This is a genomic window from Limnohabitans rimovensis (SeqCode), from assembly GCF_965234775.1.
GTDB classification, from domain to species: domain Bacteria; phylum Pseudomonadota; class Gammaproteobacteria; order Burkholderiales; family Burkholderiaceae_C; genus Limnohabitans; species Limnohabitans rimovensis.
In genome coordinates this window covers 1-24,176 of sequence record NZ_OZ248568.1, presented here as the reverse complement: position 1 = coordinate 24,176, position 24,176 = coordinate 1, and the positions used below count along the sequence as shown (strand labels likewise).

Annotated in this window: 23 protein-coding genes; 15 read left to right on the top strand and 8 right to left on the bottom strand. The window is 59.1% G+C overall.

The genetic code is table 11. The features are described from left to right. Positions 1 to 210 precede the first annotated feature (210 nt). Genes gatB through gatC form a run of 3 tightly spaced genes read right to left on the bottom strand, consistent with a single transcriptional unit; the run spans position 211 to position 3,527 of the window. Positions 211 to 1,710, bottom strand: coding sequence for an Asp-tRNA(Asn)/Glu-tRNA(Gln) amidotransferase subunit GatB (gatB, locus tag AC8GFZ_RS13150; protein ID WP_506645359.1), 1,500 nt, complete (start codon positions 1,708 to 1,710; stop codon positions 211 to 213). Further along, on the bottom strand, positions 1,707 to 3,185 hold the full coding sequence (gatA, locus tag AC8GFZ_RS13145; RefSeq protein WP_506645358.1) for an Asp-tRNA(Asn)/Glu-tRNA(Gln) amidotransferase subunit GatA: 1,479 nt from the start codon (positions 3,183 to 3,185) through the stop codon (positions 1,707 to 1,709). Before gatA ends, gatB begins: the two co-directional genes overlap by 4 nt. 3 nt (positions 3,186 to 3,188) lie before the next feature. After that, complete coding sequence (gatC, locus tag AC8GFZ_RS13140) at positions 3,189 to 3,527, bottom strand: Asp-tRNA(Asn)/Glu-tRNA(Gln) amidotransferase subunit GatC (RefSeq protein WP_506645357.1); 339 nt, start codon at positions 3,525 to 3,527, stop codon at positions 3,189 to 3,191. A gap of 174 nt (positions 3,528 to 3,701) precedes the next feature. On the opposite strand from gatC, the gene AC8GFZ_RS13135 reads away from it, so the two are divergent. From AC8GFZ_RS13135 to mrdA, 4 genes are all read left to right on the top strand, one after another. After that, complete coding sequence (locus tag AC8GFZ_RS13135; protein ID WP_506645356.1) at positions 3,702 to 4,745, top strand: rod shape-determining protein; 1,044 nt, start codon at positions 3,702 to 3,704, stop codon at positions 4,743 to 4,745. 97 nt (positions 4,746 to 4,842) lie between these two features. Continuing rightward, the gene (gene mreC / locus AC8GFZ_RS13130) at positions 4,843 to 5,760 is read left to right on the top strand and encodes a rod shape-determining protein MreC (protein ID WP_506645355.1); all 918 of its coding nucleotides are present in this window, start codon (positions 4,843 to 4,845) and stop codon (positions 5,758 to 5,760) included. Then, positions 5,757 to 6,287 carry a rod shape-determining protein MreD gene (gene mreD / locus AC8GFZ_RS13125; protein WP_506645354.1) on the top strand — a complete coding sequence of 177 codons (531 nt, stop codon included), beginning with the start codon at positions 5,757 to 5,759 and terminating at the stop codon, positions 6,285 to 6,287. Before mreC ends, mreD begins: the two co-directional genes overlap by 4 nt. Further along, positions 6,284 to 8,383 (top strand): penicillin-binding protein 2, encoded by a 2,100-nt coding sequence (gene mrdA / locus AC8GFZ_RS13120; RefSeq protein WP_506645353.1) that lies wholly within the window; start codon positions 6,284 to 6,286, stop codon positions 8,381 to 8,383. The genes mreD and mrdA overlap by 4 nt, the downstream gene beginning before the upstream one ends. On the opposite strand, the gene AC8GFZ_RS13115 is transcribed toward mrdA, so the two are convergent. From AC8GFZ_RS13115 to AC8GFZ_RS13100, 4 genes are all read right to left on the bottom strand, one after another. Beyond that, a complete protein-coding gene (locus tag AC8GFZ_RS13115) occupies positions 8,373 to 9,131 on the bottom strand; it encodes a sulfite exporter TauE/SafE family protein (protein ID WP_506645352.1) in 759 nt (252 codons plus the stop codon). The genes mrdA and AC8GFZ_RS13115 overlap by 11 nt on opposite strands. Before the next feature lie 200 nt (positions 9,132 to 9,331). Then, positions 9,332 to 11,056 (bottom strand): GMC family oxidoreductase, encoded by a 1,725-nt coding sequence (locus AC8GFZ_RS13110; RefSeq protein ID WP_506645351.1) that lies wholly within the window; start codon positions 11,054 to 11,056, stop codon positions 9,332 to 9,334. Positions 11,057 to 11,096: 40 nt separating this feature from the next. After that, positions 11,097 to 12,602 (bottom strand): CoA-acylating methylmalonate-semialdehyde dehydrogenase, encoded by a 1,506-nt coding sequence (locus tag AC8GFZ_RS13105; protein WP_506645350.1) that lies wholly within the window; start codon positions 12,600 to 12,602, stop codon positions 11,097 to 11,099. Between the two features lie 37 nt (positions 12,603 to 12,639). Next, a complete protein-coding gene (locus AC8GFZ_RS13100; protein WP_506645349.1) occupies positions 12,640 to 13,398 on the bottom strand; it encodes an SDR family oxidoreductase in 759 nt (252 codons plus the stop codon). Positions 13,399 to 13,504: 106 nt separating this feature from the next. On the opposite strand from AC8GFZ_RS13100, the gene AC8GFZ_RS13095 reads away from it, so the two are divergent. Beyond that, entirely contained in the window at positions 13,505 to 14,110 is a 606-nt protein-coding gene (locus tag AC8GFZ_RS13095) for a 2-hydroxychromene-2-carboxylate isomerase (RefSeq protein ID WP_506645348.1), read from the top strand. A 62-nt stretch (positions 14,111 to 14,172) separates the two neighbouring features. Then, positions 14,173 to 14,862: a dienelactone hydrolase family protein gene (locus AC8GFZ_RS13090; RefSeq protein WP_506645347.1), complete on the top strand. Its 690-nt coding sequence runs from the start codon at positions 14,173 to 14,175 to the stop codon at positions 14,860 to 14,862. Positions 14,863 to 14,881: 19 nt separating this feature from the next. Here AC8GFZ_RS13090 and hemB read toward each other — a convergent pair whose 3' ends face one another. Further along, the gene (hemB, locus tag AC8GFZ_RS13085) at positions 14,882 to 15,886 is read right to left on the bottom strand and encodes a porphobilinogen synthase (protein WP_506645346.1); all 1,005 of its coding nucleotides are present in this window, start codon (positions 15,884 to 15,886) and stop codon (positions 14,882 to 14,884) included. Between the two features lie 303 nt (positions 15,887 to 16,189). On the opposite strand from hemB, the gene AC8GFZ_RS13080 reads away from it, so the two are divergent. From AC8GFZ_RS13080 to AC8GFZ_RS13040, 9 genes are all read left to right on the top strand, one after another. Beyond that, complete coding sequence (locus tag AC8GFZ_RS13080) at positions 16,190 to 16,612, top strand: CopD family protein (RefSeq protein ID WP_506645522.1); 423 nt, start codon at positions 16,190 to 16,192, stop codon at positions 16,610 to 16,612. 90 nt (positions 16,613 to 16,702) lie between these two features. Beyond that, positions 16,703 to 17,836, top strand: a complete 1,134-nt coding sequence (locus AC8GFZ_RS13075; RefSeq protein ID WP_506645345.1) for a VanZ family protein — start codon at positions 16,703 to 16,705, stop codon at positions 17,834 to 17,836. 33 nt (positions 17,837 to 17,869) lie between these two features. Next, complete coding sequence (locus AC8GFZ_RS13070; RefSeq protein ID WP_506645344.1) at positions 17,870 to 18,208, top strand: (2Fe-2S) ferredoxin domain-containing protein; 339 nt, start codon at positions 17,870 to 17,872, stop codon at positions 18,206 to 18,208. A 6-nt stretch (positions 18,209 to 18,214) separates the two neighbouring features. After that, complete coding sequence (locus tag AC8GFZ_RS13065) at positions 18,215 to 18,874, top strand: alpha/beta hydrolase (protein WP_506645343.1); 660 nt, start codon at positions 18,215 to 18,217, stop codon at positions 18,872 to 18,874. A gap of 62 nt (positions 18,875 to 18,936) precedes the next feature. Then, complete coding sequence (locus AC8GFZ_RS13060) at positions 18,937 to 20,040, top strand: D-alanyl-D-alanine carboxypeptidase family protein (RefSeq protein WP_506645521.1); 1,104 nt, start codon at positions 18,937 to 18,939, stop codon at positions 20,038 to 20,040. 202 nt (positions 20,041 to 20,242) lie between these two features. After that, positions 20,243 to 20,620: a 30S ribosomal protein S12 gene (gene rpsL, locus AC8GFZ_RS13055; protein ID WP_506645342.1), complete on the top strand. Its 378-nt coding sequence runs from the start codon at positions 20,243 to 20,245 to the stop codon at positions 20,618 to 20,620. Positions 20,621 to 20,802: 182 nt separating this feature from the next. Next, the gene (gene rpsG, locus AC8GFZ_RS13050) at positions 20,803 to 21,273 is read left to right on the top strand and encodes a 30S ribosomal protein S7 (RefSeq protein ID WP_506645341.1); all 471 of its coding nucleotides are present in this window, start codon (positions 20,803 to 20,805) and stop codon (positions 21,271 to 21,273) included. 149 nt (positions 21,274 to 21,422) lie between these two features. Further along, positions 21,423 to 23,525, top strand: a complete 2,103-nt coding sequence (fusA, locus tag AC8GFZ_RS13045) for an elongation factor G (RefSeq protein WP_506645340.1) — start codon at positions 21,423 to 21,425, stop codon at positions 23,523 to 23,525. Between the two features lie 128 nt (positions 23,526 to 23,653). Then, positions 23,654 to 24,176: GTP-binding protein (locus tag AC8GFZ_RS13040; protein WP_506645339.1), on the top strand; the 523-nt coding region annotated here is incomplete at its 3' end.

Here is a 24,176-nt window from a genome sequence, read left to right as displayed (position 1 = left end):
AAGTAACTTTGCGTCCTGTGTGGGTCGAGTAAGCGTGATAGAGATTCACTCATCGAGTGGACTGCTAAACACATAGTTGCCCGAGATTCGTAACGACATGGCAAATATGAGTTGTATGAATCTAAACCCTCTTGAATTCTTTATTCAAGAGATTTATTTCATACTTTCATGCCGATTACTCTTCATCGGCAAGAAAATTTGTATCAAACCTTAGGAAAGCTTCTTCAAGAGCAACTCATTCACCTGCGCCGGATTGGCCTTGCCCTTGCTGGCTTTCATGATGGGGCCGACCAAACCGTTCAATGCTTTGGCGTTACCGGCTTTGAACTCTTCGACGTTCTTGGGGTTAGCAGCTAGAACCTCGTCGATGATGGCCTCTAGTGCACCGGTGTCGTTGATTTGTTTCAAGCCTTTGGCTTCGATGATGCTGTCAATCACGGAAGCGGTCTGCGTGACATCTTGCATGTTGTCACCAACCACTACCTTACTTTCGCTCCACAAGGCATCGAACACCTGCTTGGCCGCGTTGTTGCTGATGGTGTTGTCGCTGATGCGGCCAATCAAGGCGGCCAGCTGTGCGGCGCTGACCGGCAAGCCCTCAAACGACACCTCGCCGCTATTTAAGCGCCTGGATACCTCACCCATGATCCAGTTGCTCGCCAACTTGGGCTGACCGCAAGCCTTGGCGGTGGCTTCAAAGTAAGCCGCCATCGCCTTGCTTTGGGTCAGTTGTGTGGCGTCGTACTCGGGCAAGCCGTATTGCGTGACAAAACGCTCGGCCATCACACGCGGCAATTCGGCCATCTCGCTTTTCACACGCTCCACCCAGTCGCGGTCAATCACCAGCGGGGGCAAGTCAGGGTCGGGGAAATAGCGGTAATCGGCGGCGTCTTCTTTGGTGCGCATGGCGCGGGTCTCGCCCGTGTCGGGGTTGAACAGCACCGTGGCTTGCTGGATGGCGTGACCGTCTTCTATTTGCTCGATCTGCCAGCGCACCTCGTAGTCGATGGCTTGCTGCATGAACTTGAAGCTGTTCAGATTTTTGATTTCACGCCGCGTGCCCAAAGGTGCACCGGGTTTGCGCACCGATACATTGGCGTCGCATCGGAAGGAACCCTCTTGCATATTGCCGTCGCAAATGCCAATCCAGGTGACGATTTTGTGCAGCTCTTTGGCATAGGCCACGGCCTCGGTGCTGCTGCGCATGTCGGGCTCGGTGACGATCTCCAACAGCGGCGTGCCAGCGCGGTTTAAATCGATGCCTGATTGACCAATAAAGTCCTCGTGTAAAGACTTGCCCGCATCCTCTTCCAAATGCGCCCGCACCAACCGCACGGTTTTGCGCACCGTCTCTTTGCCCAACTCCATGAAGAACGACACTTCACCGCCTTGCACCACGGGAATTTCAAACTGGCTGATTTGGTAGCCCTTGGGCAGGTCGGGGTAGAAATAATTTTTACGCGCAAAAATGCTGCGCTCGGCGATGTGCGAACCCAACGCCAAGCCCAGCTGAATGGCGCGTTCCACCGCACCCTTGTTCATCACTGGCAGTGTGCCAGGCAAGGCCAAATCCACCGCGCAAGCTTGGGTGTTGGGCTCGGCGCCAAAAGCGGTGGAGGCGCGGCTGAAAATTTTGCTTTGCGTGGAGAGTTGGGCGTGGGTCTCAAAGCCAATGACAACTTCGTAGCCGTGAACGAGTGGGGCACTCATGCGGCACCTCTGGGTGTTTTCAAATGATGGTCGGTGTGCAATTGGTATTGATGCGCCACATTCAACAACTTGGCCTCTTGCAAATAGTTGCCAATCAGCTGCATGCCCACCGGCATGCCCGCGTCGCCAAAGCCCACGGGTATGCTCATGCCGGGCAGCCCAGCCAGTGAGGCGGGGAGGGTGAAGATGTCGGCCAAGTAATTGGCCAATGGGTCGTCTGACTTGTCACCCAACTTCCATGCGACGGTGGGGGCGACTGGGCCGGCGATCACATCACATTGCTGGAAGGCTGCTTGAAAGTCATTTGCGATCATGCGGCGAATTTTTTGCGCTTGCAAATAGTAGGCGTCGTAGTAGCCGTGCGAGAGCACATAGCTGCCAATCATGATGCGGCGTTTCACCTCGTCACCAAAACCCTCAGAGCGGGTTTTTTCATACATGTCGGCGAGGTCGGTGAAGTCTTTGGCGCGGTGGCCGAACTTCACGCCGTCAAAGCGACTGAGGTTGCTCGACGCTTCGGCGGGAGCGATGATGTAGTAAACGGGAATCGACAGCGATGTTCGCGGCAAAGCGATGGGCACCAGGGTGGCGCCTTGTCTCTTCAGGCCTTCAAGTGCTGCATCGACGGGGCCACGCACATCGGCCGCCAAACCATCTGCAAAAAACTCGTGCGGCACACCCACGCGCAAGCCCTTCAATGGCTTCTTTAAGTCGCGCGAAAAATTTTCCGCCTTCACATCCAACGATGTCGAGTCGCGATCCAGATCAGGACCGCACATCGCGCTCAAAAGTAACGCGCAATCTTCGGCGCTGCGGGCCATCGGGCCGGCTTGGTCGAGGCTGGACGCGAACGCCACCATGCCATAGCGAGACGCCCGACCATAGGTGGGTTTGATGCCGGTGACGCCGCAAAACGCCGCGGGTTGACGAATCGACCCGCCGGTGTCGGTGCCGGTGGCGGCAGGGGTCAAGCACGCCGCCACGGCGGCGGCGCTGCCGCCTGAAGATCCCCCAGGGATGCGGCTCACATCCCACGGGTTGGTGACGGCCTGGGGTTTGGCCGAGGGAACGGCCACGTTTTCGTTGGCCGAGCCCATGGCGAATTCATCGCAACTGAGTTTGCCCAAGTTCACCATGCCTGCATCAGCCAAGCGCTGCACCACGGTGGCGTTGAAGGGCGAGCGGTAGCCTTCCAAGATGCGCGAACCGGCAGTGGTGGGAAAGTCGGTGGTGACAAAAATGTCTTTGTGGGCAATGGGTACACCCAGCAGGGGCGAGGTGTCGCCCGCAGCAATGCGAGCGTCTGCCGCCTTGGCTTGCGCCAAAGTGACTTCTGAGTCCACGCTCAAAAAAGCGTTATGTGGGTTGCCGCCCAAACGCGCGAGCATGCGGGTGGCGAGTTCAACTGCGCTCACCTCTTTCTTTTGCAACAGCGCCGAGAGTTGCGCCACGCCCAAAGTGTGCAGATCACTCATGGCTTACTCGATCACTTTCGGCACCAAGAACAGACCGCGCTCAACCGCTGGTGCGCTGCGTTGGTTAGCTGCGCGTTGGTTGGTCTCGCTCACCACATCGTCGCGCAAGCGCAAAGCCATGCCATCGGAGGCGCTGGGGGCTGCGGTGGCCAAATCGGCCAAGGGCATGGCGTCGATGGGGTGGGCCATGGGCACCACGCCGGTGGTGTCAACCTCGCGCATTTGCTCGACGATGGCAAAGAAATCGTTCAAGCCCGCCAGAAGGCGCTGGCTGGCAGGGGGGTCAAACGAAAGGCGGGAGAGATGCGCCAGGCGCTGAATGTCGGTGGAGGTCAAAGACATGGCGAATTGATCAAAAAGTAGGCAAACAGCTGGGCAAATCCGTGTTTTGCCAATGTGGCAAAAGCCTTGGTTGACAGGGCGATAGGGTATTATCTCGCCTTTGTGACCCGCGCCCTGCGGGTGAATTGATAAGCAACGCACAAGGGTGCATTGAGCGCCCCCGTTAGGACAGACATGTTTGGATCATTTCGTCGGTATTTTTCGACCGATCTGGCAATCGACTTGGGAACCGCCAACACCCTTATTTTTGTGCGCGACCGAGGCATTGTGTTGGACGAGCCGTCGGTGGTCTCGATTCGCCACGAAGGCGGCCCACAAGGCAAGAAAAGCATACAAGCCGTGGGCCACGAAGCCAAGGCCATGCTGGGCAAGGTGCCCGGCAACATCGAAGCCATCCGCCCCATGAAGGACGGCGTGATCGCCGATTTCACGGTCACCGAGCAAATGCTCAAGCAGTTCATCAAGATGGTGCACCCGCGGTCGCTGTTTCGCCCCAGTCCACGCATCATCATTTGTGTGCCCTGTGGCTCGACCCAAGTGGAGCGCCGCGCGATTCGCGAGTCTGCTTTGGGCGCTGGGGCTTCCGAGGTGTACTTGATTGAAGAGCCCATGGCCGCGGCGATTGGCGCCGGTTTGCCCGTGTCCGACGCCTCGGGCTCGATGGTGGTCGACATCGGTGGCGGCACCACCGAGGTGGGCGTCATTTCCTTGGGTGGCATGGTCTACAAAGGCAGTGTGCGCGTGGGTGGCGACAAGTTCGACGAGGCCATCATCAACTACATCCGCCGCAACTACGGCATGTTGATTGGCGAGCCCACAGCAGAGTCGATCAAAAAACAAATTGGCTCGGCCTTTCCCGGCAGCGAAGTCAAAGAAATGGAAGTCAAGGGCCGCAATCTGTCCGAAGGTGTGCCCCGCTCTTTCACCATTTCGTCCAATGAGATTTTGGAAGCACTGACCGATCCGCTCAACAACATTGTGTCTGCCGTGAAAAACGCCTTGGAGCAAACCCCGCCTGAGTTGGGTGCAGACATTGCCGAGCGCGGCATGATGCTCACGGGCGGCGGCGCGTTGTTGCGCGACCTGGACCGCTTGCTGGCCGAAGAAACGGGCTTGCCGGTGTTGGTGGCCGAAGACCCACTCACCTGTGTGGTGCGCGGTTGTGGCTTGGCCCTGGAGCGCATGGAGCGTTTGGGTTCCATATTTACCAGCGAGTGAGCATCTGCTTGCACAATCCACGGGCACCCCAGGGTGACCCCATGGGCCCACGGCGTTGGGCCCTTTTCTTTGTCCAGCTTTGAACCATTGAACCCCTATGCCACTGGGCACCATTGACCGAAAACCCCCGGCTTTTTTCAAGCATGGGATGTCTTCTTTGTCCAAGTTGGTGGTGTTTTCCATCTTGTCTGTGGTGTTGATGGTGGCCGATGTCCGCTATGGGGTGACCCAGCCTTTGCGGGCCACCATCTCTTTGATGCTGTACCCCATGGAGTGGTTGTCGATGCGGCCGCAATGGTTGTTCGATGTCGCTGGCCGGTTTTTTGAAGGGCGCGATGATGCCCAAGCCCAGGTGCAAGCCATGACGCTCAAGCTACAGCAGCAGGCATTGCGGTCTGGCCAGGTGGAGCAACTGGCGCTGGAGAACCTGCAACTGCGCCGCTTGCTTGAGTTGCGCGAACGCCTGACCTCCAGCACCTTGGCCGCCGAGGTCTTGTATGACTCGGCCGACCCCTTCACCCGCAAAGTGGTGATCGACAAAGGCGCTTTGCAAGGGGTTCAGCCCAGCTCGCCCGTGATGGATGACGCCGGGGTATTGGGGCAGGTGACGCGTGTCATGCCCTTGGTCAGCGAGGTTACCTTGGTCATTGACCGCGAGCAGTCCATCCCGGTGCTCAATGCACGGACCGGCGCGCGGGGTGTGGCTTATGGCGAGGCCGGTGGCGCGCCATTGCTGGAGTTGCGCTACATGGCGGCCAATGCCGACATTGAGGTGGGTGACTTGCTCACCACCAGTGGGGTCGATGCCATTTATCCCCCGGGTGTGCCAGTGGCGGTGGTGGTCAAGGTGGAGCGGCGTGCGGAGTCGGTGTTTGCGCGTATCTTGTGCCAGCCGCAAGGGCGTGTGCAGGGCGCGCGCCATGTGATGGTGCTTGAACCCTTGGGCAAACAAGTGCCGGCGAGACCGCCTTACGAGCGGCCAAGCACCTTGCCCATCAAAGGAGGGCCGCGATGATCATGCCGCGCGGTCAGCAATTGTTGCTGCCAGCCAACCCATGGTTTATTTATTTGAGCTTGCTGTCTGCCCAGTTGCTCAACATGGTGCTCAACATGCTGCTGGTGGGCAATGCGGCTTGGACGCCCGACTTTTTGGCCGTTGTGCTGGTTTTTTGGTGCGTTCATCAACCGCAACGGGTGGGCATCGGGGTGGCATTTTTCTTTGGCATCTTCAACGATGTGCAGCATTCGTCGTTGCTGGGCCAGCATGCTTTGTCGTACACCGTGCTGGGTTACTGTGCGGTGCTGATCCATCGCCGGTTGCTGTGGTTCAAAGAGCCCTCGCAGTCCTTGCAGGTGTTGCCTTTGTTTGTGCTCGCCCATGTGTTGGAGCTATCGGTGCGCATGCTCTCGGGCAGCTTGTTTCCTGGCTGGTGGATCCTGTTGGCCCCGGTGTTGGAAGCCTTGGCTTGGCCGCTGGTGTCGGTGTTTTTGCTGGCCCCCCAACGGCGTGCGCCTGACCCCGACGAAAACCGACCGCTATGAGCATTCTTCGCAACGTCGAAGTCGAATTGCGCCGTTTTCGCTACCGCATCTTGGTGGCATCGGTGGCGGTGGTGGTGGCTTTTTCCTTGCTGGCGTTTCGCTTGGCCTATTTGCAAATCTATCGCTACGAGGATTTGAACGATCAAGCCGAAGGCAACCGCACCGCCATTGTCCCCATCGTGCCCAACCGGGGCGTGATCATGGACCGCAACGGCATTGTGTTGGCCACCAATTACTCGGCTTATACCTTGGAGATCACGCCCTCCAAAGTGACGCAGCCCCTGGACGCCCTGATTGATCAATTGGCCACGGTGGTGGAGATCCAAGGCCGCGACAGGCGCCGCTTTAAAAAGCTGATTGATGAGTCGAAAAGTTTTGATTCGGTGCCCATTCGCACCCGCCTCACCGACGAAGAGGTGGCGCGCTTTGCCGCGCAGCGCTACCGCTTTGCAGGGGTTGAAATCCAGGCCCGTTTGTTCCGCAACTACCCCTACGGCGAACTGGCCAGCCATGTGATTGGCTATATCGGGCGCATCAATACCAGCGAAAAAGCCAAGATCGAAGACTCAGATGACGCCGCCAACTACCGGGGTACCGACTACATTGGCAAGCTGGGCGTGGAGCAAAGCTACGAGCGCGAACTGCACGGCATCACCGGCGTGCACGAGATGGAGACCTCGGCCCGCGGGCGAGCCGTGCGGCGCTTGAGCAGTATCCCAGCCAAACCCGGCGACACGGTGATGTTGGCCATCGACATCAAGCTGCAAAAGTTGGTGGAAGACCTGTATGGCAATCGCCGCGGCGCCTTGGTGGCCATCGACCCCAGAACCGGCGAGGTGTTGGCCTTTGTCAGCAAACCCACCTTTGACCCCAATTTGTTTGTCGAGGGCATTGACGTTGAAAACTGGCAAGCGCTCAACGAGTCCTTGGACAAGCCTTTGCTCAACCGGGCTTTGCGCGGCACCTACCCACCTGGTTCCACCTACAAGCCCTTCATGGCCTTGGCGGCCTTGCAAACGGGCAAGCGCAACCCTGCGCAACAAATTTCTGACCCCGGGTTTTTCCAGTTTGGCAACCACCGTTTTCGCGACGACAAAGAGGGTGGCCACGGCATGGTGGACATGTATAAATCGGTGGTGCAGTCGTGTGACACCTATTACTACTTGTTGGCCCGCGACATGGGCGTGGATTTGATCCACGATCAAATGAAGCCCTTCGGTTTTGGCCAACTCACCGGCATTGACATTTTGGGCGAGTCGCGAGGCATCTTGCCCTCCACTGAATGGAAGCGCACCACCTACCGCAAGCCTGAGCAGCAGCGCTGGTATTCGGGCGAAACCATTTCCTTGGGCATTGGCCAGGGCTACAACAGCTTCACCATGCTGCAACTCGCACATGCCACCGCCACCTTGGTCAACAATGGCTTGAAAATGAAGCCCCACCTGGTGCGCGAAGTGATGGATGTGGAGACCAAAAGCGCAACCCCAGTGGCCAAAGAGCCGATTGGCCAATTGGCCTTGACGGCTGAAAACCTAGACTTCATTCGCAAGACCTTGGTGGGTGTGAACATCGAGGGCACATCGGCTTCGAGTTTTGCGGGAGCCCCTTACACCAGTGGCGGAAAAACCGGCACGGCCCAGGTTTTCACCGTCAAGCAAAACGAAAAATACAACGCCGCGCGCATTGATGAGCGCTTGCGCGACCATGCCTTGTTCATGGCCTATGCCCCAGCCGAAGAGCCACGCATTGTCTTGGCCATGGTGGTGGAAAACGCGGGCTTTGGGGCGCAAAATGCCGCTCCGATAGCGCGACGTTTGTTCGACTTTGTGATCCAAGGCCTGTACCCGGCTGAGGAGGACATCTTGGCTGTGCAGCGCGGGCAAGCGACGCGGCCCACGGGCAAACCGCGTGAGGTGGCCACCATGCCTTGGCCGCCGCGTCCCGTTGCCCCTAAAGAAGAGATGCCCACCGATGCCAAGGCAGCACCCAGCCCCGCTCTGGCGCAACGTTCATCGCCATCTGGGGCGCGGACTCCATCAGCGAGTACCGCAGAGGCCAGCGCTGGTGTGCGCGTGGCCCAGCGCGTCAGCGAATAAATGCGTCCCAGCCGGTCTTGACAATCAAGGCCGAGACCACCAACACAAACACCCAGCGCACAAAACCGGCGCCATGCTTCAAGGCCAAGCGCGTACCCAGCCAGCTGCCCATCACATTGGCCACGGCCAGATAAAACGCAATTTGCCACCACACATGACCCTTGAGGGCAAACAACAGCAAAGCTGCCAAGTTGCTGGCGGTGTTGAGCACTTTGGCATGGGCCGATGCGTTTAAAAAGTCATAACCCAACACCCGCACCAGGGCAAACACCAAAAAACTGCCGGTGCCGGGGCCAAAAAAACCATCATAAAAGCCGAGCACCACGCCCAGCACGGCAAAGGCACTGGCTTCGGTTCGCCCCACCCAGCGCGGGGCGTGGTCGCGACCCATGTCTTTGCGCGCCAAGGTGTAGATCAGCACCAAGAGCAGCACCACGGGCAAGGCGCGGCGCAAAAAAGTGGGGTCAATGACCGTCACCGACCACGCACCCAGCCAGGCCCCGATCAAGGCCGCGCCGGCCCCCGGCACCACGGCCGACCAACGCAGATCGATGCGCCGGCTGTATTGCCAGGTGGACCAAGAGGTGCCCCACACCGATGCACTTTTGTTGTTGCCCAACAAGGTGGCTGGGTGTGCCAGCGGGTAAGTGGCAAACAAGGCCGGCACCAAGACCAGGCCACCGCCGCCCACAATCGCGTCGATGAAACCGGCCAAGGCCGCCGCCACAGAAACCAGCAACACATCCATGGGCACATTGTCCTTGCTGTCTGGGCACAAAAAAAAGCACCGCCGCAGCGGTGCTTGGGTATCGAACACCTGGGTGGTGTTTCTCGGGATGTGTCTCCTCGGACCCTCGGTCTGGGCGTGAACGCCCAAACGAGTGATGCCAATGTAAGCCCTGAATGAGGCCTTTTTTCTAGGTGCTTTCCCGCGCCGGTAAAGCCCGGCTACGCCTGAGTTTCAGCTTCCAAAGCCAGCCATTCAGCGGCTTTTTCCGCCAGCATCAGCACCGGGCTGTTGGTGTTGCCACTGGTGATGGTGGGCATCACACTCGCGTCCACCACCCGCAGGCCCTGCACCAGGCCGCCGCGCCCATCGCGCACCCGCAACTCGGGGTCGACCACCGCCTGTGGGTCGTCCAAGCGGCCCATGCGCGCTGTGCCCACGGGGTGGAAGATGGTGGTGCCAATGTCACCCGCCAAACGTGCCAAGTCCGCGTCGCTTTGGAACTGGGTGCCGGGCTTCCATTCCTCGGGCTGGTATGGGGCCAATGCGGGTTGTGCGGCGATGCGTCGGGTCAGGCGCAGCGAGTCGGCAGCCACTTGGCGGTCGGCGTCGGTGGACAGGTAGTTGGGGGCAATCAGCGGGGCTTGTTTGAAGTCGGCGCTTTGGATGTTGACCGTGCCTCGGCTGGTCGGGTTCAGGTTGCACACGCTGGCGGTGAAGGCGGGGAAGGGGTGCAGCGGTTCGCCAAATGCGTCCAGGCTTAAGGGTTGTACGTGGTATTCGACATTGGGCCAAGGCTGGGACGGGTCGCTGCGGGTGAAAGCACCGAGTTGCGAAGGCGCCATGCTCATGGGGCCGCTTTGCTTGAACAGGTATTCCAAGCCAATCGCTGCCTTGCCCCACCAGCTGTTGGCCAAGGTGTTGAGTGTTTTCACGCCCTTCACTTTGAACACCGCGCGGATTTGCAAATGGTCTTGCAGGTTTGCGCCCACGCCGGGCAAATCCACTTTCGGGGTGATGCCATGCTGTTGCAGCAAAGCGCCTGGGCCAATGCCTGAGAGTTGCAAAAGTTGCGGCGAGCCAATCGCCCCAGCGGTGAGCACCACCGATTGGGTCGCCAGCGCCGTCACCATCTCACGGCCGTTCCACACCTCAACGCCTGTGCAACGCTGCTGGCCATTGGGCAAGGTTTCCATGAGCAACTTGGACACCTGTGCCGATGTCCACATTTCGAAATTCGGGCGCCCATAGCAGGTCGGGCGCAAAAACGCTTTGGCGGTGTTCCAGCGCCAACCGCTTTTTTGGTTCACCTCGAAGTAACCCACGCCTTCGTTCGAGCCTCGGTTGAAGTCGTCGGTAGCGGGGATGCCCGATTGCACTGCAGCTTGGGCAAAGGCATCGAGAACGTCCCAGCGCAAACGCTGTTTTTCGATGCGCCATTCGCCACCGGCGTTGTGGTGTCTCAGGGTCTGGTGGTAAACGCTTTGGCCTTGGGTGAGGACATCACTTTTGTGGCCCTTGGCGCCGTGCAAGGCGTTGGCACCCAGGTAATGGTCTTCGTGCAATTTGAAGTAGGGCAGGCTGCTGTCCCAGCGCCAACGGGGGTCGCCCGTCACTTCGGCCCAGTGGTCGTAGTCGCGCGATTGGCCGCGCATGTAAATCATGCCGTTGATGCTCGAGCACCCACCCAACACCTTGCCACGCGGGTAGCGCAGGCTGCGCCCGTTCAGGCCAGCGGCAGGTTCGGTGTGGTAGAGCCAATCGGTGCGCGGGTTGCCAATGCAATACAAATAGCCCACAGGGATGTGCACCCAGTGGTAATCGTCTTTGCGCCCCGCTTCGATCAACAACACCCGCTTGCTGGCGTTGGCACTCAAGCGGTTGGCCAGCAGGCAACCAGCCGTGCCAGCACCCACGATGATGTAATCAAAAGTGGAGTCGTTCATGCGGGTGATTGGCGTTGTGTGCGGTGGTGGAGCAGGCGGATTATTTCGAGGTCGGCATCACAAACTCAGCGCCTTTGCCAATGCTCTCGGGCCAGCGCTGCATGATGGACTTTTGCTTGGTGTAGAAGCGCACGCCTTCTTCGCCATAGGCGTGCATATCGCCAAACAGGCTGCGCTTCCAACCGCCAAAACCGTGCCACGCCATGGGGACAGGGATGGGCACGTTGATGCCCACCATGCCGACCTGAATACGCCGGCTGAATTCACGCGCCACATTGCCGTCGCGGGTAAAGCACGACACACCATTGCCAAACTCGTGGTCGTTGATGATCTTTACCGCAGTGGCAAAGTCGGGCACGCGCACACAGGCCAGCACGGGGCCGAAAATTTCTTCTTTGTAAATCTTCATCTCGGTGGTCACGTGGTCAAACAGCGTGCCGCCCATCCAAAAACCATTGTCGCAACCGGCACCGGCTTGGGCGCCGTTGAATCCGCGTCCATCCACCAGCAACTTGGCACCCTCTTTTTCGCCTTGCGCGATGTAACCGGTGATGCGGTCGTGCGCAGCTTGGGTGACGATGGGGCCCATCTCGGCGGCGAGGTTTTCGCCGTTGAGCACCTTCAGTGTTTGGGTGCGCTCGATCAGTTTGGGCATGATGCGCTCGCCCACATCGCCGACCAACACCGCCACGGAAATGGCCATGCAGCGCTCACCGGCCGATCCGTAGGCGCTGCCAATCAGGGCGTCGACCACTTGGTCCAGGTCGGCGTCGGGCATGACCACCATGTGGTTTTTCGCGCCGCCCAAAGCCTGCACCCGCTTGCCATGGTGGGCGCCGGTCTCGTAAATGTAGTTGGCGATCGGTGTCGAGCCGACAAAGCTCACCGCCTTGACATCGGGGTGCACCAACAGCGCATCCACCGCTTCTTTGTCGCCTTGCACCACGTTGAACACGCCATCGGGCAACCCGGCAAGTTTCAGCAAATCGGCCATCATCAGCGCCGGCGTGGGGTCGATGGGGCTTGGTTTCAATACAAAGGTGTTGCCCGCCGCAATGGCCACCGGGAACATCCACATGGGCACCATCACGGGAAAGTTGAACGGCGTGATGCCGGCCACCACACCGAGGGGCTGGCGCAGGGTCCAGTTGTCGATGCCGGTAGAGACTTGCTCGGTGTAGTCGCCTTTCAAAAGCTGGGGGATGCCGCAAGCAAATTCCACAATTTCAATGCCGCGGGTGACCTCGCCTTGGGCGTCGGTGAACACCTTGCCGTGTTCGGCAGTGATGGCGTGGGCCAGGGCGTCGCGGTGTTGGTTGACCAGTTCTAAAAACTTGAACATCACGCGGGAGCGGCGCAGCGGGGGCAAATCGGACCAGGCCGGAAAAGCCGCTTGGGCGGCGGCCACGGCTTGGTTGACATCGGCGGCCGACCCCAAAACCACTTCTGCGCTGACCGTGCCGGTGGCTGGGTTGGTCACGGCTTGGCGCCGCTGGCCTTGGCCCGCGTCAGCCTTGCCGTGGATGTGATGGGTGATGGTGCTCATGGTGTTCCTGTGTGTTGCGTGGGTTGAAAGGGGGCGCTCAGCGCCCGCCGGCGGCTTCGATGATGCCACCAGTGGAGTAACTGGATTTTTCGCTCAGCAACCAGAGGATGGCCTGGGCCACTTCTTCGGCGGTGCCAGGCCGTTGCATGGGGATTTGGGGGGCCAGCAAGTGGGCGCGGTCTGGTTGGCCGCCGCTGGCGTGGATGTCGGTGTCGATGATGCCTGGTCGCACCGCATTCACGCGGATGCCGTCGGCGGCCAGCTCGCGAGCCAAGCCCACGGTGAAGCTTTCAATCGCCCCTTTGCTGGCGGCATAGTCCACATACTGGCCAGCCCCGCCCAGTCGGGCTGCCACGCTGCTGAGGTTGACGATGGACCCGCCTGGCCCGCCGTGTTGGGTGGACATGCGCCGAATGGCCTCGCGGGCGCAGACCATGGAGCCGATCACATTGATGCGCATCATGCGCTCAAGCCGCTGCACGCTCATGGCCTCGACCCGTTGGGCTTGGTCGACCACCCCCGCCGAGTTGACCAAGCCCGCCCAGCACGCGCCCCATGCGGGCAGGGCTTGATCGATATGCGCAAACATGGCCATCACCTGGGCCTCATCGCCCACATCGGCTTGCACCGCCATGGCCTGTCCGCCAGTGGCTTGGATGCGCGCCACCACGGCTTGGGCCGCAGCAGCGTCTTGGGTGTAATTGACAGCCACGGCCCAGCCTTGCTGGGCGGCCAGCACAGCCGTGGCCGCACCGATGCCGCGGCTGCCACCGGTGACCAGTACAACGGGTTTCAAAGGGTGTCTCCTGCAAGAAATGTGCGCTGGGGGTACAAACGGGACCTTGGCCTGGCGAGGGCCCGCCCAGCTCATGACCAAAAACATAACACAAGTGGAGAACAGCATGCCTTTGACAATTGATTACTACTTTGCCCCGCAAAGCCCTTGGACGTATTTGGGCCATGCCCGCTTGACCGACTTGGTCGCACAGTTCAAAGCCCAGGTGAATGTGTTGCCAGTGGATTTGGGCGGCAAGGTGTTTCCCATTTCGGGTGGTTTGCCCTTGGGCGCGCGGGCACCCCAGCGGCAGGCATACCGTTTGGTGGAGTTGCAGCGGTTTAGCGAATTTTTGAAGCAACCCCTGCACATCAAGCCCAAGTATTTCCCAGTCGCAGGGGACGATGCGGCGCGCTTGATCGTGGCGGTGCGCCAGCACGATGGCGATGCGGCCGCCATGAAGATCACTGGTGCTGTGCTGTCTGCCGTGTGGGCGCAAGAGCGCAACATTGCCGACAGCCAGGTGTTGGCGGCATTGCTCAGTGAACAAGGTTTGCCCGCGGCCCGTTTGGAGCAGGCGTTCAGCCAAAGCGCGCAAGTGGCCTATGAGGCCTACACCCAGCAGGCGATTGATGCCGGGGTTTTTGGCGCCCCCAGTTATGTGGTGGATGGCGAAATTTTTTGGGGCCAAGATCGCCTCGGGTTTTTGGAGCGCCGCTTGGCCCAGGGTTGACCCCCTGGTTTGGGCGCAAGCTGTGCCTATGATGCGCAATGTTTTTTTGACAGGAGATGAAAATGGGAAACATGATTGAACTCAAAGCCGCTGACGGCCACACTTTTGCGGCTTATGTGGCCCAGCCTGCCGGCAAAGCCAAAGGGGCTGTGGTGGTATTGCAAGAAATTTTTGGCGTCAACGCCCACATCCAAGAGGTGGCCGATGGCTACGCCCAAGCCGGGTATGTGGCGGTGGCGCCAGCCACCTTTGACCGCCAGCAGCGCGGCGTGAACCTGGGCTACAAGCCCGAGGACATGAGCGCCGGCTTTGCGTTGAAAACCGCCATCGAGGCCTTGCCCGCTCCAGGCGTGATTGCCGACATCCAAGCCGCTGTGGACCATGCAGCCAGCGTGAGCGGCGGCAAGGTGGGTGTGGTGGGTTATTGCTGGGGCGGCTTGCTGACTTGGCGCGCTGCCTGTTTGGTCAAGGGTGTGGCTGCGGCTGCGCCCTACTATGGCGGCGGCGTGACGACGGCGGCTGAAATCGCTCGTCAACCGCATTGCCCTGTGCAAGCGCACTTCGGCGCCAAAGACCATTGGATTCCTTTGGACACGGTGGAGGCGTTTCGCCAGGCCCATCCCCAAGTGGAGGTGCATGTGTACGACGCCGATCACGGCTTCAACTGCAACCACCGCGCATCGTTCGACGCCGCTGCAGCCGATCAGGCCCGTGCGCGGGCTTTGGCGTTTTTCGCCGCCCACGTGGGCTGAGTGAGGCCCGCCAGGGAGCTCACTGCCCCTTGATCAAGCGTGCGGCGTCGATGGCGAAATAGGTCAGCACACCATCGGCACCGGCGCGCTTGAAGGCCAATAGGCTCTCCATCATCACTGCGTCGTGGTCGAGCCAGCCGTTTTGCGCGGCGGCTTTGAGCATGGCGTATTCGCCCGAAACTTGGTAGGCAAAGGTGGGCAGGTGAAACTCGTCTTTGACGCGGCGCACGATGTCCAAGTAAGGCATACCGGGTTTGACCATCACCATGTCCGCGCCTTCGGCGATGTCCATGGCGACTTCGCGCAGGGCTTCATCGCTGTTGCTCGCGTCCATTTGGTAGACCTTTTTGTTGCTCTTGCCTAAGTTGCCTGCCGAGCCCACCGCGTCGCGAAACGGCCCATAAAACGCGCTGGCGTACTTGGCGCTGTAGGCCATGATGCGGGTGTGGATGTGGCCATGTGCTTCCAAGGCCTCACGGATGGCAGCGATGCGCCCGTCCATCATGTCGCTGGGCGCCACGATGTCCACGCCGGCCTCGGCTTGGGTGAGCGCTTGTTGCACCAATACTTTCACCGTTTCATCGTTCAAGATGTAGCCGGTCTCGTCCAGCCAGCCGTCTTGGCCGTGGCTGGTGAAGGGGTCGAGTGCCACGTCGGTCATCACGCCCAAGTCGGGAAATTCTTTTTTCAGCGCCTGCACCACACGCGGCACCAAGCCTTTGCGGTTGGTGGCTTCCATGCCGTCGGGCGTTTTCAAACTGGGGTCGATGACCGGGAACAAGGCCATCACGGGGATGCCCAGCTTCACGCATTCTTCGGCCACGGGCAACAACAGGTCGAGGCTGAGGCGTTCCACGCCGGGCATGGAGGCCACGGCTTCGCGCTTGTTGGCCCCATCCAGGACAAACACCGGGTAGATCAGGTCGTCGACCGTGACATGGTTTTCGCGCACCAAGCGGCGGGTGAAGTCATCGCGGCGCAGGCGGCGCAGGCGGGTTTGGGGAAAAGAGGTGTGGAGGTTCATGCGGAAAATTGTGCCTGATGACCTGCACCCTGTCTGTCGCGTGGGCCCCGCAGGGTGATTCGGGAAAACCAGAGGTTTGAGTACTTTGTAATTTATAAACCGCTTCGTCAAACATTAAATTTGACAGTAATCTGATAAATTCAATAGCGAACGGCTTGCCGTTCCCCGCTTCACCTCCCTGAGCGGGAGCCGTTTGTTTCAAATGGCTTTGCAGCCCGACCGCTAGGTCGGGCTTTTTTTTGGCGCATCAGCAAAATGGTTTTGAATGGAGTTTGTGCCGTGGCACCCACTACACTGGAACGCATGCTGTGGATCAAATCTTTTCACATTGTTTTCGTGGCCAGTTGGTTTGCGGGCTTGTTTTACTTGCCCCGCATCTTTGTGAACCTGGCCATGGTGCCCGCCGACTCCCACGCCGAGCGTGAGCGCCTGTTGTTGATGGCAAGCAAGCTGTTGCGTTTCACCACCATTTTGATGGTGCCCGCCGTGGCCTTGGGCTTGTGGCTGTGGTGGGGTTATGGGATTGGCCAAGGGGCGGTTTGGATGCATGCCAAATTGACCGTGGTTGCTTTGGTGTTGGCTTACCACCACCAATGTGCGCGCCAATTGCGCTGGTTGCGCGAGGGCTCCTCAAGCCACGGCCATGTTTGGTACCGCTGGTTCAATGAACTTCCGGTGCTGTTGTTGGTGGTGGCGGTGGTGTTGGTGGTGGTCAAGCCTTTTTGAGTTGCCAATGCCCTCCCAGCGCATCAAGCTTTTAGCAAAGCACTTGGCGGGTGAGGGCAAGCTTCAACAAGCCGCCTGGGGTGTGGCTTGTTGAGGCGGCGTCGCAACACCGTGGCTTGGCCTTTGACGTGGGCCTATTTGGCTTTGGTGGCTTATGCCAGCTTGTACCCGTTTGGACCTTGGCGCGATCAGGGCTTGAGCACTTGGAGTTTTTTGACCGCGCCGTGGCCGCAGTATTGGGGCGCATTCGATGTCTGGGCCAATGTGCTGGGTTATGGGCCCTTGGGATTTTTGGCTGCGCTCAGCGCCACCCGTATGGGCCTGCGCCGCCAGGCCTGGTGGCTGGCCAGTGGCGGTGCGGCCTTGGTGTCCTTGCTGATGGAGGGCCTGCAAAGTTATTTGCCTGTGCGGGTGCCATCGGTGGCGGATTTTGGTCTCAACACCTTGGGCGGCTTGCTCGGCGCTTTGCTGGCCAATGGCTTGGAGCGGTTGGGTGCGATTGACCGTTGGAGCCGGTTTCGTGAGCGCTGGTTCACCGAGGATGCTGCCGGCGGCATGGCCTTGCTGGTGCTGTGGCCGTCGGCCTTGTTGTTTCCTGCACCCATTTGTTTGGGTCTGGGTCAAGTGGGGTCTAACTTGCGGGCTGAAGTGGCGCAATGGTTACAAGCGAGCCCCTTGGGCACATGGTTGGCTTTTCAACACCCACCCACTGCAGCGCTGAGCGACGAGATATCCTTTTTTCTGGTGCTGATGGGGCTTGCCTTGCCTTGCTTGACGGGCTTTGCGGTCATCCGCGGCTTGGGGCAACGGGTCGTGTTTGCTGTGCTGGCGCTGTCTGTGGGCGTGGGTGTGAGTGCTTTGTCTGCGGTGTTGACCTACGGACCGGGTCACGCTTGGGTGTGGTTGGATGCGGGCCAGGCCTGGGCTTTGTTGGCTGGTGTGCTGGCGGCTGTGTTGTTGGCACCGTTGCCCCGCTGGGCACATGCGGGCCTGTTGTTGCTGGGCCTCATGGTGTACCTGTCGGTTATCAACCAAGTGCCTGAGAGCACCTACGTCACGCTCAACCAGCAGCAGTGGGAGCAGGGCCGCTTCATCCGTTTCAATGGCTTGGCCCAATGGCTGGGCTGGGTGTGGCCTTATGCCGTGTGGTTGTGGGCGCTGGTTTTGTTGTTGCGCATGCCCTTTCAGCACAAGTTTCAAAGCGTGTTTGGCGCGGATCGGTGAGGGCGTGGAAGGTACCGCACCTAAAATCAAGCCATGACACAAGCTAACTCTTATTACCAGCGCCACATTTTCTTTTGCACCAACCAGCGTAGCAATGGGGATGCGAGTTGTGCTGACCACCCTGCCCAGCAAGCCTTTGACCACTGCAAAGCCAAAGTGAAGCAAGCCCAACTCAACGGCCCTGGCGGCGTGCGGGTCAACAAAGCGGGATGCCTGGACCGGTGTGCTGGTGGGCCGGTGGCGGTGGTCTACCCAGAAGCCGTTTGGTACACCTTTGTTGACATGGCAGACATCGATGAAATCGTCACCAGCCATTTGCAAGACGGGCGCGTGGTCGAGCGCTTGGTGTTGCCCCCGAACGTGGGCCGCTGACGCGCCATGAACCAGCAAACCCAGCGCCTGAGCTTTCAGGGCCAGGCGGGTCGCATGGAGGTGTTGCGTGACGACCCGATGGGATCGCCCTTGGGCTGTGCTTTTGTCGCCCACCCCCACCCCTTGTTTGGCGGCACCATGGACAACAAAGTGGTGCAAACCTTGGCGCGAGCCCATGTGCAAGCGGGGTGGACGGTGTTTCGTTTTAATTTTCGTGGCGTGGGTGCCAGCGAAGGCGTGCACGACGCCGGCCTGGGAGAGTGCGAAGATTTGCTCAGCCTCATCGCCCAAGCCGCGCCGCAAGGTGATTTGGCCTTGGCCGGGTTTTCGTTTGGCTCTTTTGTGGTCAGCCAAGCGCTGAACCGCTTGCATGGGCAGCGTGAGGTGCGCAGTTTGGTGTTTGTCGGTACAGCAGCTTCGCGTTTTGCAGTGGCCGATATACCCCCCGATTGGGCGCCGCGCCTGTTGGTTTTGCATGGTTTGGACGATGACACGGTGCCCTTGCAAAGCGTGTTGGACTGGGCCAAGCCGCAAAATCTGCCGGTCACCGTGGTGCCGGCGGGCGGGCATTTTTTCCATGGCCAATTGCCGCAACTGCGCCGTTGGGTGCACCGACATGTGCAAGCCATGGCTTTGGAGGCTGCCGTGGCAGCCCCCGTTTCTTGAGGATGAAGATGCGCGACACATTGACTGCATGGTTGGCAGCTTGTTTTTTGTGCCTGACGGGCATGGCCTGGGCACAGGCCCCTGAACCACCCGAGGTGGCCGCTCGCGCTTATTTGTTGGTGGACCTGACAGCCAACCAAGTGCTGGTGGCCAAAGGGGCCGATCAACCGCTGGAGCCGGCATCGCTGACCAAGCTGATGAGTGCCTATCTGGTGTTTGACGCCCTCAAGAGCAAAAAAATCAGCCTCGAGCAAACCTTCCCGGTCAGCACGCGGGCTTGGAAAATGCCTGGTTCTCGCATGTTCATCGACCCCAAGATGAATGTGCCCGTGGAAGACTTGCTGCGCGGCATGATCGTGCAATCAGGCAACGACGCCACGGTGGCATTGGCCGAAGGGGTGGCGGGCAGCGTCGAGCGTTTTGTCACGCTGATGAACGAGCAAGCCAAGGCCTTGGGCATGAAGGACTCGGCATTTAAAAACCCAGAGGGCTTGACCGAACCCGGCCACACCACCACCGCCAACGACTTGGCGTTGTTGGCAGGTCGCTTGATGGTCGACTTCCCCCAGTACATGGGTTATTACGCGCTCAAAAAATACCGCTACCCGGGCACCCCGGCGGCGAATGAAAACAACCGCAACTTGCTGCTGTTTCGCGACCCATCGGTGGATGGTTTGAAAACGGGTCACACAGAAGCGGCGGGTTACTGCTTGGTGGCCACCGCCCAAAGAACATTGCCCCAAGTTGGGCCCAGGCGCTTGCTGTCGATTGTGCTGGGCGCGTCCAGCGAAAACGCGCGTGCTGCCGAGTCGCAAAAATTGCTCAACTGGGGCTACACCGCTTTTGAGGCAGTGCGGCTGTTTGATGCCGGGCAGGCCGTGATCACCCCTCCGGTCTGGAAGGGCCGTGAAGCCAACGTCAAGTTGGGCTCGAATCGCCCCATTGTGGTGGCCCTGCCTGCGGGACAGGTGGCGCGCATGACCACCCAAGTAGCGCGCCCCGACCCCTTGGTGGCACCCATTGCGCGAGGCCAGTCAATTGGCCAGTTGCAGGTTTTGCTGGACCAAAAGGTGTTTGCTGAAATTCCGTTGGTTGCTTTGGGTGGTGTCGAGCAATCGGGGGTTTTGGGGCGTGCGTGGGACGCCATACGGCTATGGGTCAAGTAGTGAGTACATGCAAACATTTGTGGGCGTGGCGGTTTTGCAACGCCAAAGGCAAGCCCCACGCCGATTGATGGCGGCCAGACTATCGGGCGGGCACTCAAGGCGGGTTTGTCATTCGACCGCAACAATGCTATAGTCTTGGGCTTTTCGGGTCTTTCATAGAGAAGGGCCCTTTTTGTGTTTCAAGCGTTGAGGGACGTTTTCCATGCCAACCATTAATCAACTCGTGCGCCACGGACGGGAAGTCGAGAAATCGAAATCCAAGAGCCCGGCCATGCAAAACTCGCCCCAACGGCGCGGTGTTTGCACGCGCGTCTACACCACCACACCCAAGAAGCCCAACTCTGCGCTGCGCAAAGTGGCCAAGGTTCGTTTGACGAACGGCTTTGAGGTGATTTCCTACATCGGCGGCGAAGGCCACAACCTGCAAGAGCACTCAGTGGTGCTGGTGCGTGGTGGTCGTGTCAAAGACTTGCCCGGCGTGCGCTACCACATCGTGCGCGGTTCGCTCGATTTGCAAGGTGTGAAAGACCGCAAGCAGTCGCGCTCCAAATATGGTGCCAAGCGGCCCAAGAAAACCTGATCTTCGGATCGGTGATGGGCGCGAACCGGCCCTGACAGGCTCAAGGTGCTCATGGCGTCAGGCAGATGCTGTGAGCGAAGTGACCCGAAGCGCAGATGTTCTGTGTGGGTCGAGTAAGTGAAGGGTGATATCGCCTTTCGCGATCGCTGAAAAGTGATCAACTGAAGCAATAAGGAAGAAACATGCCACGTCGTCGCGAAGTCCCTAAACGTGAAATCCTGCCCGATCCCAAGTACGGCAATGTCGAGTTGTCCAAATTCATGAACGTGATCATGGAGGGCGGCAAAAAAGCCATCGCTGAGCGCATCATTTACGGCGCATTGCAGCAAATGGAAACCAAGTCTGGCAAAGACCCGATCGAACTCTTCAGCTTGGCCATCAACAATGTCAAGCCCATGGTGGAAGTCAAATCTCGCCGCGTGGGTGGTGCCAATTACCAAGTGCCTGTGGAGGTTCGCCCCGTGCGTCGCTTGGCTTTGTCCATGCGCTGGCTGAAAGAAGCCGCTCGCAAGCGCGGCGAAAAATCCATGGCGCTGCGCTTGGCCAACGAGCTGATTGAGGCCTCAGAAGGCCGTGGCGGCGCGATGAAAAAGCGCGATGAAGTTCACCGCATGGCCGAAGCCAACAAGGCGTTCTCACACTTCCGCTTCTAAGAGCACTCGCACAGCGGGTCTCGTGTGTTTTGGCGGCGTGCGCGTGATGTCACGGTTTTTACGCACTGCCTCTCTAGACTGAGACCTGCTCGCTACCCCACCTGGCGTGGCGATTTTTTATGTTGAATTGATTCCCCAAGAGGTTGACCATGGCACGCAAGACTCCTATCGAGCGCTACAGAAACATTGGTATTTCTGCCCACATTGATGCAGGCAAAACCACCACCACTGAGCGCATTTTGTTTTACACCGGTGTGAACCACAAAATCGGTGAAGTGCACGATGGCGCGGCCACCATGGACTGGATGGAGCAAGAGCAAGAGCGCGGCATCACCATCACCTCGGCAGCGACCACGTGTTTTTGGAAAGGCATGGACATGTCTTTCCCCGAGCACCGCATCAACATCATTGACACCCCTGGCCACGTGGACTTCACCATTGAAGTCGAGCGCTCCATGCGCGTGCTCGATGGCGCATGCATGGTGTATTGCGCGGTCGGTGGCGTACAACCCCAGTCTGAAACCGTTTGGCGCCAGGCCAACAAATACAAAGTGCCGCGTTTGGCCTTTGTCAACAAAATGGACCGCACGGGCGCCAACTTCTTCAAGGTCTACGACCAAATGAAGTTGCGCTTGAAAGCCAATCCCGTGCCCATCGTCATCCCCATTGGCGCTGAAGAAAACTTCCGCGGCGTGGTCGATCTGCGCAAGATGAAAGCCATCATTTGGGACGAGGCTTCACAAGGCATGAAGTTCAACTTCGAGGAAATCCCTGCCGAGTTGGTGGCGGAGTCCAAAAAGTGGCGCGAGACCATGGTCGAGGCAGCTGCAGAAGCTTCTGAAGAGTTGATGAACAAATACCTGGAAGAAGGTGATTTGACCGAAGAGGAAATCACGTTTGGTTTGCGCACCCGCACCATCGCCAGTGAAATTCAGCCCATGTTGTGCGGCACCGCCTTCAAGAACAAAGGCGTGCAACGCATGTTGGACGCGGTCATCGAATTGATGCCTTCGCCCATCGATATTCCGCCCGTGGGCGGCACCGACGATGACGAAAAAGAAGTTCATCGCAATGCCGACGACAAAGAAAAATTCTCCTCATTGGCATTCAAGCTGATGACCGACCCCTTTGTGGGTCAACTCACCTTTGTGCGCGTGTACTCCGGCGTCTTGAAAAAGGGCGACACGGTGTACAACCCGATCAAGGGCAAGAAAGAGCGCATCGGCCGTATCGTGCAAATGCACGCCAACAACCGTGAAGAGGTCGATGAAATTTGCGCGGGCGACATCGCTGCTTGCGTGGGCTTGAAAGATGTCACCACCGGCGAAACCCTGTGCGACCCCGACAACATCATCATGCTCGAGCGCATGGTATTCCCTGAGCCCGTGATTGCGCAGGCCGTGGAACCCAAAACCAAAGCCGACCAAGAAAAAATGGGCATCGCCTTGCAGCGTTTGGCGGCAGAAGATCCTTCTTTCCGGGTCAAAACCGACGAAGAATCCGGCCAGACCATCATCGCCGGTATGGGCGAGTTGCACCTCGAGATTATCGTCGACCGCATGAAGCGCGAGTTTGGCGTGGAGGCCAACGTCGGCAAGCCCCAAGTGGCTTATCGCGAGACCATTCGCAAAACCGTTGAAGACAGCGAAGGCAAGTTCGTGCGCCAGTCGGGCGGTAAAGGCCAGTACGGTCACGTGGTGTTCAAAATCGAACCCAACGAGGCCGGAAAAGGTTTTGAGTTCGTCGACGCCATCAAGGGCGGCGTGGTGCCCCGCGAGTACATCCCTGCGGTGGAAAAGGGCGTCATTGAAGCCCTGACCACCGGTGTGTTGGCCGGTTATCCCGTGGTTGACGTGAAAGTCACCTTGCATTTCGGCTCTTACCACGATGTGGACTCTTCCGAGCAGGCTTTCAAAATGGCCGCCATCTTTGGCTTCAAAGAGGGTTGCAGAAAAGCCAGCCCCGTCATTCTCGAGCCGATGATGGCCGTGGAAGTCGAAACCCCAGAAGACTATGCCGGTAACGTGATGGGCGATTTGTCCTCACGCCGCGGGATGGTGCAGGGCATGGAAGACATGGTCGGTGGTGGCAAAGCCATCAAGGCCGAGGTCCCCTTGTCCGAAATGTTCGGTTACTCAACCACCCTGCGCTCGATGTCGCAAGGGCGAGCCACCTACACCATGGAGTTCAAGCACTATTCCGAAGCACCCCGCAACGTGGCAGAAGCCATTGTGTCGGCCCGCTCGAAGTAAGGCCTGTTTGAACTGAAGTTTCAGCCTGTCTGCGACGTTGCGCCGCCCTGTCACCCGTGCGGGGCGAACCAGCAGCATCGTGCAGACATTAAACCTGTACACGGGCACTGTTCTTTGGAGATTTGAAAATGGCAAAAGGCAAGTTTGAGCGGACCAAACCGCACGTGAACGTGGGCACGATTGGCCACGTTGACCATGGCAAGACGACGCTGACGGCGGCGATCACGACGATTTTGTCGGCAAAGTTTGGTGGTGAGGCCAAGGCCTACGACCAAATTGACGCAGCACCTGAAGAGAAGGCGCGCGGCATCACGATCAACACAGCTCACGTGGAATACGAGACGGCCAACCGCCACTACGCCCACGTGGACTGCCCCGGACACGCTGACTATGTGAAGAACATGATCACGGGTGCGGCTCAGATGGACGGCGCGATTTTGGTGTGCTCGGCCGCTGACGGCCCCATGCCCCAAACCCGCGAACACATTTTGTTGGCCCGCCAAGTGGGCGTGCCTTACATCATCGTGTTTTTGAACAAATGCGACATGGTCGACGACGCTGAACTGCTCGAACTCGTTGAGATGGAAGTTCGCGAGTTGCTCGACAAATACGATTTCCCTGGCGACGCCACCCCCATCATCCACGGCTCAG

What these genes read in the sequence shown, in the direction of transcription:
- gatB (WP_506645359.1), bottom strand. Translation starts at nt 1,710, where the DNA reads ATGAGTGCCCCACTCGTTCACGGCTACGAAGTTGTCATTGGCTTTGAG.
- gatA (WP_506645358.1), bottom strand. Translation starts at nt 3,185, where the DNA reads ATGAGTGATCTGCACACTTTGGGCGTGGCGCAACTCTCGGCGCTGTTG.
- gatC (WP_506645357.1), bottom strand. Translation starts at nt 3,527, where the DNA reads ATGTCTTTGACCTCCACCGACATTCAGCGCCTGGCGCATCTCTCCCGC.
- AC8GFZ_RS13135 (WP_506645356.1), top strand. Translation starts at nt 3,702, where the DNA reads ATGTTTGGATCATTTCGTCGGTATTTTTCGACCGATCTGGCAATCGAC.
- mreC (WP_506645355.1), top strand. Translation starts at nt 4,843, where the DNA reads ATGCCACTGGGCACCATTGACCGAAAACCCCCGGCTTTTTTCAAGCAT.
- mreD (WP_506645354.1), top strand. Translation starts at nt 5,757, where the DNA reads ATGATCATGCCGCGCGGTCAGCAATTGTTGCTGCCAGCCAACCCATGG.
- mrdA (WP_506645353.1), top strand. Translation starts at nt 6,284, where the DNA reads ATGAGCATTCTTCGCAACGTCGAAGTCGAATTGCGCCGTTTTCGCTAC.
- AC8GFZ_RS13115 (WP_506645352.1), bottom strand. Translation starts at nt 9,131, where the DNA reads ATGGATGTGTTGCTGGTTTCTGTGGCGGCGGCCTTGGCCGGTTTCATC.
- AC8GFZ_RS13110 (WP_506645351.1), bottom strand. Translation starts at nt 11,056, where the DNA reads ATGAACGACTCCACTTTTGATTACATCATCGTGGGTGCTGGCACGGCT.
- AC8GFZ_RS13105 (WP_506645350.1), bottom strand. Translation starts at nt 12,602, where the DNA reads ATGAGCACCATCACCCATCACATCCACGGCAAGGCTGACGCGGGCCAA.
- AC8GFZ_RS13095 (WP_506645348.1), top strand. Translation starts at nt 13,505, where the DNA reads ATGCCTTTGACAATTGATTACTACTTTGCCCCGCAAAGCCCTTGGACG.
- AC8GFZ_RS13090 (WP_506645347.1), top strand. Translation starts at nt 14,173, where the DNA reads ATGGGAAACATGATTGAACTCAAAGCCGCTGACGGCCACACTTTTGCG.
- hemB (WP_506645346.1), bottom strand. Translation starts at nt 15,886, where the DNA reads ATGAACCTCCACACCTCTTTTCCCCAAACCCGCCTGCGCCGCCTGCGC.
- AC8GFZ_RS13080 (WP_506645522.1), top strand. Translation starts at nt 16,190, where the DNA reads ATGCTGTGGATCAAATCTTTTCACATTGTTTTCGTGGCCAGTTGGTTT.
- AC8GFZ_RS13070 (WP_506645344.1), top strand. Translation starts at nt 17,870, where the DNA reads ATGACACAAGCTAACTCTTATTACCAGCGCCACATTTTCTTTTGCACC.
- AC8GFZ_RS13065 (WP_506645343.1), top strand. Translation starts at nt 18,215, where the DNA reads ATGAACCAGCAAACCCAGCGCCTGAGCTTTCAGGGCCAGGCGGGTCGC.
- AC8GFZ_RS13060 (WP_506645521.1), top strand. Translation starts at nt 18,937, where the DNA reads ATGGCCTGGGCACAGGCCCCTGAACCACCCGAGGTGGCCGCTCGCGCT.
- rpsL (WP_506645342.1), top strand. Translation starts at nt 20,243, where the DNA reads ATGCCAACCATTAATCAACTCGTGCGCCACGGACGGGAAGTCGAGAAA.
- rpsG (WP_506645341.1), top strand. Translation starts at nt 20,803, where the DNA reads ATGCCACGTCGTCGCGAAGTCCCTAAACGTGAAATCCTGCCCGATCCC.
- fusA (WP_506645340.1), top strand. Translation starts at nt 21,423, where the DNA reads ATGGCACGCAAGACTCCTATCGAGCGCTACAGAAACATTGGTATTTCT.